The following is a 12,051-nucleotide window of genomic DNA, read 5'->3' on the forward strand; positions in this document are numbered from 1 at the left end:
GTACTGCTCGGCCGCGCGTGCTGCCTGCAGTGCCTGTCCGGGGTCGGTGGTGGCGAGCTGCACGGCGTCGTCGAGGGCGCGTTCGGCCTCGGACAGGCGGGTGCGGGCAGTCGGTCCGATGCCGCCACGGTGCAGCGAGATGTACTCGCGCGCCTGGCTGATCCGGTTGCGGGCGTCGCGCAGGGCGTCGTCGAGGGCGCGGGACGCCCGGCGCTGCTGCTCTTCGGCACCCCGGGCGGCCGCGATGGCCTGGTCGATCTCGGTGTTCGCCTTCGTGAGGGCGTCGACCGCGGTGATCGGGTCCTTCGGGTCGAACCCCTGCCGCAGGACGGTCTGTGCCCGGGTCACGGCCGCGGCGAGGTCGGGACCGCCCACGGTGAGGGTCCGGGCCGCGGCGACGTCGCCCTCGATGTCGATGCGCATGGCCTCGGCGCGCGCGGTGGCCTCGGTGAAGGTGCCCTCGGCCGCGATCGCGCTGTTCGTGAGCTGCTGCACCTGCGCCAGGGCGTGCTGGGCGTCGCGCACGGCGATCACCGCTTCCCCCTTGTCGCCGGCCGCGATCGCCGCGGTGGCCGCGTTCGAGCGTTCGGTGGCGTAGGCGAGGACCTGGTGGGCCTGGTCGACGTTGTCGGCCACGGTCGCGAGGGTGCGTCCGGTGTAGTTCGCTCGGACGCGGTCGAGCGAGGCCGCTGCTGCGCCGACCGACGCCGGGGCCTCCGCGACCGCCTGGGCCAGCGCGGCGGCTGCTTCCTCGACGCCGTCCTCGAGCGACCGGAGCTTGTCGAACGACTCGGTCTGTTCCTCGATCGAGGCGTGCGCCTGCTGGCAGATCGCGATGATCTGGTTCGCCCAGTCGGCACGCTGCTGCGGGGAGTCCGGGATCTCGTCGTCGAGCTGCTGCCGGAACGTGAAGGCCTTGCGCACGGCCTGCTGCGCGGCGGCGACGGCGTCGGCGAAGGGCTTCGCGGCGTCGGGACCGAACTGGGCCGTGGCGAACCCGACCTCTTGCTCAGCGGTGCGGAGCTCGTCGTCGATCGTCACGAGCGCGCCGCCGGCGGTGCGCTCGAGGTCGGCGAGGGACTCCTGCTGCGCCTTCGTGGCCGCGGCGGTCTTCCGCTTGTTCCGGGTGCGGATGACGAGCACGACGACGATCAGGCCGACGACGATGACGAGCAGCAGGATCCAGAGCCAGGTCAGGTTCGGCGGTGCCTGGGTGTCCGTCAGGCCGTTCGCGAACGCCACGGCTGCACCGGACCAGTCGTCCTGCTTCAGCGCGGGGAGCAGGGAGTCGTTCACGGCGCTCTGCACGTCGGACTCGGAGATGGCGGTCTCGTTCGTCTGCTGCACGTCGTAGTTGCGGTCGTCGACCGCGACCGACAGCAGGATGCCGTCGGTGTCGATCTGGTTCTGCTCCATGACCGCGGATCCCCACGCGGTGTGGTCCGTCGGATCGGTGAACGTCGGCACGAACACGACGTACAGCTGCGTCTGGGTCTCGGCGTACAGGTCCTGCACCGCCTGTTCGACCTGCGCCTGCTGCGAGGAGCTGAGGGCGTCGGCTTCGTCGAGGACGTACGCCCCGCCCAGGTCGACCGGTGCCGTGGCCTGCGCGGTCGCCGCCGGAGCCAGGACGATCAGCATCGCCACGACCGCTGCCGTGACGCGACCCCAGAGTCGCGCTGTCCCCCGTTCCGTCCTCGACCCGCCTGTGCCCGATCCGCGCTGGACCGTTCGCATCCGTCCTCCGTCCGTCACCGGTCGGCGCCGTCGACGCCGTCCCGAACCGCGCCTGAGAGCGCCGTCGCCCGGAGTCTATCCACGGCGTGGGGGCGTCGGACGGACTCTCGGCGAACACTGTGGACAAGCCGATCCATGGGTGTCTTGTCCCCCGGAGCGGGGTAGGCTGGCGGCACTGTTCGACGACGAACGGAAGGGAACAGCAATGGAGCGAACCACGAGTACCGAGGTCGTCCCGCTCGAGGACGGCTACCACCGCGTCTCGACGCCGGCGACCGGCGTGATCGGCTTCGTGCGCGAGCACGACGGCCGCTACGAAGTGCTGCGCGGACGCGTCCGCCAGGCGACCCGGTCCGAGGGTCTCTACAGCACGATGAACGTCGCACTGATCGCACTGACCCACGCGTAGCGACCACGGCCCTGGGCCGGCCACCCGCACACCCGTAGGCTGCGTGCGTGGGTGAGTCGGGCCTCCAGGCCGTCGTCGTGACGCTGTGCGCGACGGGTGCGGACCGCGCTGCCGACCGGGAGGCCCTGGTCGCCGCCGTCGCCTCGGCTGCGGCGGTCGAGACGGCCGCCGTGCGCGCGGGGCGCGTCTGCCCGCACTGCGCGAGGACCGACCACGGTCGCCCCTGGGCCACGGTGCACGGCACCGCCTTCGGCGTCAGCCTGTCGCGCACGACCGGTGTGCACGCGGTCGCGGTCGCGCCCGGCCCGGTCGGTGTCGACCTCGAGCGGGTGTCCCGCGTCGGCGCAGCGCCCCTCGACGCCTTCACGCCCGGCGAGCGCGAGCGCTCGGCCGGTGATGCCGGCTTGCTCGCGGCCTGCTGGGCGGCGAAGGAGGCCGTGCTGAAGCGAGACGGTCGGGGCCTGCGCGTCGACCCGCTGACCGTGGACGTCGACGCCGCAGCCGGCACCGCGCGGTTCGAGGGGCGCGACCACCCGGTGTCGGTCCACCGGCCGGACCCCGACCTGGTGCTCGTCGTCGCGGCCGGCGGGCTGCCCGTCGTGGTCGAGGGGCCGCTCAGCGGGGGAGTGTGAGCACCTCGGCGCCGTCCTCGGTGATCGCGATGGTGTGCTCGGTGTGGGCCGTCCGGGCTCCCGTGGCACTGCGGAGCGTCCAGCCGTCGGCATCGGTGACGAGCACGTCGGTGTCAGCCATCACCCACGGCTCGAGCGCGAGCAGGAGGCCGGGCCGGAGCGTGTAGCCGCGGCCCGCGCGGCCCGTGTTCGACACGTGCGGGTCCTGGTGCATGGTCGAACCGATGCCGTGGCCGCCGAACTCGACGTTGACGGGGTAGCCCGCACCCACGAGCACGGTCCCGATGGCGTGCGACAGGTCGCCGATCCGGGCCCCGGGTCCGGCGGCGGCGATCCCGGCGGCCAGGGCGCGCTCGGTCGCGTCGACGAGGGCGAGGTCCTCGTCGCGCGGAGTGCCGACGACGAAGCTCACGGCGGCGTCGGCGGCGATGCCGTCCAGCGACACCGCGAGGTCGAGGGTGAGCAGGTCGCCGTCCGCCAGGGCCCGGTCGTGCGGCAGCCCGTGCAGCACGGCGTCGTTCACGGCGGTGCAGATGTGGTGGCCGAACGGACCGCGGCCGAACGACGGTGCGTAGTCGACGTAGCAGGAGTCCGCGCCGGCGTCCTCGATCATCTGCTTCGCCCACCGGTCGATCTCGAGCAGGTTCGTGCCCACGCGGGTCCGGTCGCGCAGGGTCTGCAGGATGGTGCCGACGAGGGCACCGGTGGCACGGGCCTTGTCGACCTCGGCGGGCGTCAGGATCTCGATCACGCGGATGATCATACCGGTATTACTATGTGGGGATGGTCCGTCTCCCGCTCCGCCCCGACGAGGTCGCGCGCGGCCGCCGTCTCGGTGCCCTGCTCCGCCGCGCACGTGGCCCACGGTCGATCGTCGACACCGCCCTCGCCGCCGGGATCTCGCCCGAGACCCTCCGGAAGATCGAGACCGGGCGGATCGCGACGCCGGCGTTCTCGACCATCGCCTCCGTCGCCGGCGTGGTCGGACTGTCGCTCGACGCGGTCTGGTCCGAGATCAGCTGCGACCCGGCGGACGACGGCGAACTGGCTGGCTAGTCGACGAGCGGCGCGGGCAGTGCCGGCACCGACGTCTCGTCGATCCACGGGCCGGTGACCGCCCTGACGGCCTCGACGTCACGGCCGGCGGCGTCCGCGAAGGCCTCGAGCACGTCGGGCACCGTCACCGAACCGTGCCGGTACCGTTCGGTGATGCTGCGCAGCCCGGCGCAGAACGCGTCGTCGCCGAACGTGCGGCGGACGGCGTGCAGGGCGAGGGCGCCGCGCTTGTAGACCCGGTCGTCGAACATGTCCTCCGCGCCGGGGTCGCCGACGACGAGGTCCTCGGGCTGGCCGAGGAGCCCCTGCCGGTACTGCGCCGCGAGCACGTCGGCGGTGTCGCCGCCGTGGTGCTCGGACCACAGCCACTCGGCGTAGCAGGCGAACCCCTCGTGCAGCCAGATGTCCTGCCAGCGGGTCACCGTCACCGAGTTGCCGAACCACTGGTGCGCGAGCTCGTGCGCGATGAGCCGGTCGGTGCCGTGCTCGCCGTCGACGTGGTTCCGGCCGAACACCGCCAGCCCGTGGGCCTCGAGCGGGATCTCGAGCTCGTCGTCGGTGACCACGACGCCGTACGCCGCGAACGGGTACGGGCCGAAGCGGTCCGAGAACAGCGCGAGCATCTCCGGCACCTGCCCGAAGTCGGTCTTCGCGGCGGCCGCCAGGTCAGCGGGGTGGTGCAGGGTCACGGGGACGACGGCGCTGCGGAGCCTCGTCGTGCGGTAGCGCCCGATCTGCACCGTCGCCAGGTACGTCGCCATCGGCTCGGTGGTGGCGTAGGTCCAGCGGGTGCCGATGCGGTCCCGTTCCTTGCCGAGCAGTTCTCCGTTCGCCAGGACGTCGTACGCGGCCTCGGCGGCGATCTCGAACCGGTAGGTCGCCTTGTCGTCCGGTCGGTCGTTGCACGGGAACCACGAGGGTGCCCCCGTCGGCTGGGCCGCGACGATGACGCCGTCGGTGAGTTCCTCCCACCCGACCTGGCCCCAGGCGCTGCGCACGGGGCGCGGGTTGCCGCGGTACCGCAGGTGCACGGTGAACGTGGTGTCGGCCGCGATCGGCGACGCCGGGGTCACGGTGACCTTGTGCACGGCCTTCGACACCTTCTTCGCGCGGGTGCCGTCGACGTCGGCACGCTCGACGCTCAGGCCGTGCAGGTCGATGACGATCCGGTCGAGGGGTTCGTGGGCACGGGCGGTGATCGTCGCCGTGCCGTCGAGACGGTTCGTGGCCACGCGGTAGTCGAGGCGGAGGTCGTAGTGCTCGGCGCTCCAGCGTCGGTCGCCGCTGTGCGGGGTGTACGGGTCGGCAGCGGGGGTGTTCGGCACGGTCCCAGTCAACCCCATGGCGCCGGTCAGTCCGCCACGGTGGCCGGTTCGGCTGTCCACGGAGCGATGGGGTTGCCGGACCAGCGGGACCCGGTGGGCACCTGCTCACCGCGCATCACGAGCGAGGCGGGCCCGACCGTGGCGCCCGTGCCGATGCCGGCGGCGGGCAGGACGACGCTGTGCGGCCCGAGGGTCGCACCGGCGTCGAGCCGCACGGTGTCGAGCTGCATCACCCGGTCGTGGAACAGGTGGGTCTGCACGACGGTCCCACGCGCCACCGATGCGCCGGCCCCGATCGTGACGAGGTCGGCCTCGGGCAGCCAGTAGGTCTCGAGCCAGGTGCCGCGGCCGATCGTCGCGCCGAGGCTCCGCAGCCACGCCGCCAGGGCCGGGGTGCCGGTGGCCTGCTCGGCGAACCAGGGCCGGGCGACCGTCTCGACGAAGGTGTCCTGCACCTCGTTGCGCCACACGAACGACGACCACAGCGGGTGCTCCCGGGCGGTGATCCGGCCGACGAACGCCCACTTCGCGATCGTCGACACCACGGCGGCGACGGCCCCGGCGACGATGAGCACCGGTCCGGCGAGCAGCACCGTCCACCCGACGCCGACCGCCGACCACAGGGCGAGCAGGGTGCCCGCCACCCCGAGGGCGATCGCAGCGGACACCATCGGGGCCACGAGCCGCAGCAGCTCCCAGCAACCGCGGGCGACCTTGAGCCGGACGGGCGGGTGGAAGGTGCGCTCCTCGTCGAACTGCGTCGCCGCACGGCGCAGGCGCACCGGGGGCGAGCCGAGCCACGACGACCCGCGCTTGGCCTTCTTCGGCACGGCGGACAGCACCGCCACCAGCGCCTCGCGCGGGACGGAGCGTCCGGCGCCCGTCATCCCGCTGTTGCCGAGGAACGCCCGGCGCCCCACCTTCGACCGGCCGATCCGCACCCGGCCACCACCGAGCTCGTACGTCGCGACCATGGTGTCGTCGGCCAGGAAGGCACCGGACGCGATCTGCGTCAGCGCGGGGATGAGCAGAACCGTGGAGATCTCCGTGTTCCGGCCGACCTTCGCCCCGAGCAGCCGCAACCACACGGGGGTCACGAGCGAGGCGTACAGCGGGAACAGCAGCGTGCGCGCCGCGTCCAGCACCCGCTCCGTCGACCACGCCTGCCAGCCGATCCGTGAACGCACAGGGTGGCGTCCCTCGTGCAGCCCGATGCCGAGCAGCCGCACCGACCCCACCACGAGCAGCGCGTACACGGCCCCGGCGACGACGGTCGCGAGCGGCACGGTCGCGAGCGCGCGCAGCACCGCGTCGCCGAGCGTCGACGCACGCCCGACCGGGGCGACGGCGACCAGCAGCCCGACCGCGACACCGATCACCGGCAACCCAGCCACGGCCACGGAGCCGGCCCCGTACGCCAGCAGCCAGCGTCGACCGAGCGGGGGACGGGCCTCCCGGCCGTGCCTGGCCGACCCGACGCGTTCGGCGGGCGAACCCGCCCAGCGCTCACCGGCGGGCACCCGCCCGGCGACGGCCGAGCCGGCCTCGACCTCGGCGCCCGCGCCCACGTGCGCACCGGGCAGCAGCGTGGTGCGGCTGTGCACGACGGCGTCGTCGTCCACGCGGACCCGGCCGAGCCGGAACACGTCACCGTCCACCCAGTGCCCCGCGAGGTCCACCTCGGGCTCGATCGACGCACGCTTGCCGATCGTGAGCATCCCGGTGACCGGCGGCAGCGTGTGCAGGTCGACGTCCGTGCCGATCCGCGCCCCGAGCGCACGGGCGTAGTAGCTGATCCACGGGGCCCCGGCGGTCGAGGGACCGTCGACCGCCTCGGCGATCCGCTCCGCCAGCCAGACCCGCAGGTGCACCGAGCCACCCCGGGGGTACGACCCCGGCCGGACCCCGACCAGCAGCAGCCGGACCAGCACGACCGTGAGCGCCATCTTGCCGATCGGCGTCACGAACACCAGCAGCGCGACGACGAGCGCCGGCCAGGGGAGCACCGGCAGGAACGGCAGCGTCGTCGCGTGCAGCACCGCCGCGACCAGGGCCGTCCACGTCAGGACCCGCAACCCGCGCAGCACCTGCACCGGCAAGCCGAGCAACGTCATCGCGAGCCCCGTCGTCGGCGGGACCGGCGTCACGTCGCGCGATGCGGCCGCCACCGGACCGGACTCGTCCAACGCGGCCGCCAGCGCGCCGATGCGCGGGTGGTCGTAGACGTCGGCGACGGTCGTCGACGGGAACCGCTCGCGGATCGCCGACACCAGCTGCGCCGCCGTCAGCGACCCGCCACCGTGCGCGAAGAAGTCGTCGTCGACGCCCGACACCGGCACCCCCAGGATCGCCGCCCAGCGCTCCGCGATCCACGCCACCGTGTCCGGCAGCATCGCGGCGTCGGTCGCCCCGGGCAACGGCCACGGCAGGGCGGCACGGTCGACCTTGCCCGACGTCCGCGTCGGCAACGAGTCCACCACCGCGACGAGCGGGACGAGCGCAGCGGGCAGCTCCTGGCGCAACCGGGCGTTCGCAGCCGCGACGTCCACCGTGGCACCCGCCACCGGCGCCACGTACCCCACCAGCACCTGGTTGCCCGCCGGGGTGCGCTGCACCACGGCCGCACCACCGGCCACGTCGTCGAGCGCCTGCAGGGCCGCGTCGATCTCACCGAGCTCGATGCGCCGACCGCCGAGCTTCACCTGGTCGTCCGCGCGCCCCTGGAACACGAGCCCCTCGGGGTCGTACCGCACCAGGTCACCGCTCCGGTACGCCCGGTCCCACCCGAGCTCCGGGAACGGCGCGTACTTCTCCGCGTCCTTCGCCGGGTCCAGGTACCGCCCCAACCCGACACCACCGATCACGAGCTCACCGACCCCGCCCGGCTCGACCCGTAGCCCGGCACCGTCCACGACCGCCAGGTCCCACCCGTCGAGCGGCAGCCCGATCCGGATCGGCTGCCCGCCGTCGAGCAGTGACCCGCACGCCACCACCGTCGCCTCCGTCGGACCGTACGTGTTCCACACCTCACGATCGCGACTGGCGATCCGCGCCGCCAGCTCGGGCGGGCACGCCTCACCGCCGAAGATGACCAGCCGCACCTGCTCCAACGCATCGTCCGGCCACAGCGCCGCGAGCGTCGGCACGGTCGACACCACCGTGATCGTGTGCGCGATCAGCCACGGCCCGAGGTCCACCCCCGTCCGCACCAACGACCGCGGCGCCGGCACCAACGCGGCACCGTGCCCCCACGCCAGCCACATCTCCTCGCACGACGCATCGAACGCGACACTCAGCCCCGCAAGCACCCGGTCACCGGGACCGATCGGCGCCGCCTGCAGGAACATCCGCGCCTCGGCGTCGACGAACGCAGCCGCAGAACGGTGCGTCACGGCCACGCCCTTCGGCACTCCGGTCGACCCCGAGGTGAAGATGATCCACGCGTCGTCGTCCAGGCCGGGGATCTCGGCGCTCGCCGCGGGGTCCGTCACGGGCAGCTCGCCGCCGTCGCGGTCGCGCAGGACGCCGCCGGCCCCGATGACGCCGACGACGCCGGCCTCGCCGAACACCAGGGTCGCGCGTTCCTCGGGGTCGTCGGCGTCGACGGGAACGTAGGCGGCTCCGGCGGCGAGGACCGCGAGGATCGACAGGTACAGGTCACGCCCGCCGGAGGGGATCCGCACCCCGACCCGGTCACCCTGGCGAACACCGCGACGGGCGAGGTCGTCGGCCTGCGCGCGCACGAGGTCGAGCAGGGCGGCGTAGTCGACGGTGCCGGCGGGGTCCTCGAGCGCGGTGGCGGTCGGGTGGGTGGCCGCGGTCGCCGCGAGGACGTCGAACAGGGTCCGTGGTGCGGGGGCGTGCCCGCCGCGGGCGAGTTCGAGCTGCGCGTTCCCGGTGCCGGTGGTCATCGGTTCCCTCTTCCCGGTCGCGTGCAGGACGACCGGCCCGTGATCCTAGGGGGTCGAGGTGTCGCGCTCGGAAACACGGGGTAGCGCGGTGCGCGCGGGCTCTTCGTGAGCAGAAACTGTCGAGTCGCGTTCCCCGATCCGACCATTCCTGCTCAGCATCCGCCTCATCATCCGCGCGAACGCCGACATCGGCCACGAGATGCGCGACCCCTCCCGGAGAAGCCTCGACGGGGGAAGGCCGCCGCAGGCGGCATCGGCCGGTGCCGACTCCGCGAAGCGGAGACGTCACCTTGGCCGGCGATTTCCAGTGCCCCCAGGAGGATTCGAACCTCCGCCCCTGCCTCCGGAGGGCAGTGCTCTATCCCCTGAGCTATGGGGGCCAAGGGGTGCGACAACCGTAGCAGGTCCGGCGCGCCCTCCCGGACAGCGCGTGTCGCGCACGAGACGCGGCTGCAGGGCGGACGGGAGGCGCGGTGCGGGCCCGCCACGGGCCTCCCGTCCGCACCGTGCGCGCGTCGCGGGCCCGTGCGGGGTTGCGCGCTCCGTGCGGCGCTGCAAGCGCGCACCAGGCGTGCAACCTCGCACCGGGCGGTGGACCCGGCACCGTGCCGGCGCGGGCGCGTCAGCCCGCGGGCGTCGCCGACGCCGTCGCCGTCGCCGACCCTGACGGCTGGAGCACTGCGCGCACCGCGTCGACGACCGGCTGTGCGCCGCCGGGCTCGGTGAACAGCGTCGACTGCGTGGTGATCCAGTACGGGTCGGCGAAGGCGTCCGCGCGGCCGATGTCGTCGTTCAACGCGAAGTAGCCCTCGACGCGGTAGGTGGGGACCGAGCCGCCCCGGTCGTACAGCGCGTCCTTCAGGTTCGTGAGCGACTTCTCAGGCAGGTCGGCGACCGCCAGGGTGATCGTCTCGGTGTCGTCGTCGGTGGCGACGAACTGGCAGACGCGACCCCGCTGCTTAGCGATCGTGGCGGCGGGGGACCCCTTCGCCGGGGTGAAGGAGTCGTCGAGCGCGAAGGTCGTCCCGTACACGGACAGGGCCTCGGTCGGCAGGAGCTCGGCGCAGGTCTGCGACACCGTCTTGCCCACCGGGGTCGCGCTGGGCGTCGGGTCGCTGTCCCCGCCGCCCGAACAGGCCGACAGGGCGAGTGCTGCTGCGGCGGTGACGACGGCGACGGAGCACGCCCGGGCACGGCTTCGGGTGGTCATCCCGACATGATGCCCCATCGTCCGGCGTGCACCTGGGTGTCCCGGTAGACTCGTCCGCCGTGACTCCTGCCGAACTCTCCGCCGCGTACCTGTCGATCCTGACCGGGATCGTCGAGCGACGAGGCGCGTCCGAGACCGTGACGATCGGGGACTCCCACGTGGTGCTCGAGCGTCCGAAGAACCGCGCGCACGGCGACTGGGCATCGAACGCCGCGATGCAGCTCGCGAAGCGCGTCGGCACGAACCCGCGCGAGCTCGCGACGGAGATCGCCGGCGAGCTGACCGAGCTCGACGGCGTGGCCTCGGTCGACGTCGCCGGCCCGGGGTTCATCAACATCACGCTCGAGGCCGCAGCGGCCGGTGAGATCGCCCGCACCATCGTCGAGGGCGGCGACGCCTTCGGACACGGCGACCTGTACGACGGCGTCCGGATCAACCTGGAGTTCGTGTCGGCGAACCCGACCGGCCCGATCCACATGGGCGGCGTGCGCTGGGCGGCGGTCGGCGACAGTCTGGCCCGCGTGTTCCAGGCGCAGGGCGGCCTCGTCACCCGCGAGTACTACTTCAACGACCACGGCGCGCAGATCGACCGCTTCGCCCGCTCGCTCGTGGCGTCGGCGCTCGGTGAGCCCACGCCGGAGGACGGCTACGGCGGCGCGTACATCGCCGAGATCGCAGCGCGCGTCATCGCGACGCTCGACCCCTCGGTCGACGTGAAGGACCTGCCGCGCGACGAGGCGCAGGAACTCTTCCGGCGCGAGGGCGTCGACTTCATGTTCGCCGACATCAAGTCGTCGCTGCACGACTTCGGCGTGGACTTCGACGTCTACTTCCACGAGAACGCCCTGCACGAGTCGAAGGCCGTCGAGCGTGCCATCGCACGGCTGCGTTCGGCGGGTGTGATGTACGAGGCCGAGGGCGCCGAGTGGCTCCGCACGACCGACTTCGGCGACGACCGCGACCGCGTGGTCATCAAGTCCGACGGCGAGCCCGCGTACATCGCCGGCGACCTGGCGTACTACCTCGACAAGCGCGAGCGCGGCTTCGAGCGCAACCTGATCATGCTCGGCGCGGACCACCACGGCTACGTCGGTCGGATGATGGCGATGTGCGCCGCGTTCGGCGACGAGCCGGGCACGAACCTCGAGATCCTGATCGGGCAGATGGTCAACCTGCTCAAGGACGGCGAGCCGATGCGCATGTCCAAGCGCGCAGGCACCATCGTCACGATGGAGGACCTCGTCGACGCCGTGGGGGTCGACGCCGGCCGGTACTCGCTCGTCCGGTTCGCCAGCGACACCGCGATCGACATCGACCTCGACCTGCTCGTCAAGCGCACCAACGACAACCCGGTGTTCTACGTGCAGTACGCCCACGCGCGCACCCAGTCGGTGGCCCGCAACGCCGAGGCCGCCGGGGTCGATCGCTCGGTGTTCGACGCCTCGCTGTTGACGCACGACTCCGAGGGTGCGCTGCTCGGCGCCCTCGCCGAGTACCCGCGCGTGGTGCGCCACGCCGCGGAGCTCCGCGAGCCGCACCGCATCGCCCGGTACATCGAGCAGCTCGCGGGCCTGTACCACCGCTGGTACGACGCCTGCCGCGTGACCCCGCTCGGCGACGAACCGGTCACCGACCTGCACCGCACGCGCCTGTGGCTGAACGACGCCACCGGCCAGGTCGTCCGCAACGGCCTCGGCCTGCTCGGCGTGAGCGCTCCGTCCCGCATGTAGCGGGAGCGGCGTCACGAGCAGACGGCCGAGCCGTTGTCGTG

General features: G+C 73.1%; 9 protein-coding genes and 1 tRNA gene. 4 read left to right on the forward strand and 6 right to left on the reverse strand.

All coding sequences use genetic code 11. The features are described 5' to 3' along the window. On the reverse strand, positions 1-1,641 hold a 1,641-nt coding region (locus OGL88_RS05955), incomplete at its 3' end, for a TPM domain-containing protein (RefSeq protein ID WP_263090675.1). Between the two features lie 301 nt (positions 1,642-1,942). On the opposite strand from OGL88_RS05955, the gene OGL88_RS05960 reads away from it, so the two are divergent. Then, a complete protein-coding gene (locus OGL88_RS05960) occupies positions 1,943-2,146 on the forward strand; it encodes a hypothetical protein (protein WP_071255966.1) in 204 nt (67 codons plus the stop codon). A gap of 47 nt (positions 2,147-2,193) precedes the next feature. After that, positions 2,194-2,778, forward strand: a complete 585-nt coding sequence (locus OGL88_RS18000) for a 4'-phosphopantetheinyl transferase family protein (protein ID WP_263090529.1) — start codon at positions 2,194-2,196, stop codon at positions 2,776-2,778. On the opposite strand, the gene map is transcribed toward OGL88_RS18000, so the two are convergent. Next, positions 2,762-3,529, reverse strand: coding sequence for a type I methionyl aminopeptidase (gene map / locus OGL88_RS05970; RefSeq protein ID WP_263090531.1), 768 nt, complete (start codon positions 3,527-3,529; stop codon positions 2,762-2,764). The genes OGL88_RS18000 and map overlap by 17 nt on opposite strands. A gap of 32 nt (positions 3,530-3,561) precedes the next feature. Here map and OGL88_RS05975 point away from each other — a divergent pair, with 32 nt between their 5' ends. Further along, entirely contained in the window at positions 3,562-3,834 is a 273-nt protein-coding gene (locus OGL88_RS05975; RefSeq protein ID WP_263090533.1) for a helix-turn-helix domain-containing protein, read from the forward strand. Here the strand turns inward: OGL88_RS05975 and OGL88_RS05980 are convergent. The 4 genes from OGL88_RS05980 to OGL88_RS05995 form a co-directional block, all read right to left on the reverse strand. Continuing rightward, positions 3,831-5,159, reverse strand: a complete 1,329-nt coding sequence (locus OGL88_RS05980) for a M1 family metallopeptidase (RefSeq protein WP_263090536.1) — start codon at positions 5,157-5,159, stop codon at positions 3,831-3,833. The two genes, OGL88_RS05975 and OGL88_RS05980, sit on opposite strands and share 4 nt — an antisense overlap. A 26-nt stretch (positions 5,160-5,185) precedes the next feature. Beyond that, a complete protein-coding gene (locus OGL88_RS05985) occupies positions 5,186-9,070 on the reverse strand; it encodes a Pls/PosA family non-ribosomal peptide synthetase (RefSeq protein WP_263090538.1) in 3,885 nt (1,294 codons plus the stop codon). Positions 9,071-9,378: 308 nt separating this feature from the next. After that, positions 9,379-9,450 (reverse strand) — tRNA-Arg (locus OGL88_RS05990). 242 nt (positions 9,451-9,692) lie between these two features. Continuing rightward, a complete protein-coding gene (locus tag OGL88_RS05995) occupies positions 9,693-10,280 on the reverse strand; it encodes a hypothetical protein (protein ID WP_263090540.1) in 588 nt (195 codons plus the stop codon). Positions 10,281-10,339: 59 nt separating this feature from the next. On the opposite strand from OGL88_RS05995, the gene argS reads away from it, so the two are divergent. Continuing rightward, a complete protein-coding gene (gene argS, locus OGL88_RS06000) occupies positions 10,340-12,010 on the forward strand; it encodes an arginine--tRNA ligase (RefSeq protein ID WP_263090543.1) in 1,671 nt (556 codons plus the stop codon). Positions 12,011-12,051: the final 41 nt, after the last annotated feature.

Source organism: Curtobacterium sp. RIT-PI-V, from assembly GCF_025642935.1.
GTDB lineage: Bacteria > Actinomycetota > Actinomycetes > Actinomycetales > Microbacteriaceae > Curtobacterium.

Coding starts and splice junctions, on each gene's coding strand:
- OGL88_RS05960 (WP_071255966.1), top strand. CDS start 1,943: ATGGAGCGAACCACGAGTACCGAGGTCGTCCCGCTCGAGGACGGCTAC.
- OGL88_RS05975 (WP_263090533.1), top strand. CDS start 3,562: ATGGTCCGTCTCCCGCTCCGCCCCGACGAGGTCGCGCGCGGCCGCCGT.
- OGL88_RS05985 (WP_263090538.1), bottom strand. CDS start 9,070: ATGACCACCGGCACCGGGAACGCGCAGCTCGAACTCGCCCGCGGCGGG.
- OGL88_RS05995 (WP_263090540.1), bottom strand. CDS start 10,280: ATGACCACCCGAAGCCGTGCCCGGGCGTGCTCCGTCGCCGTCGTCACC.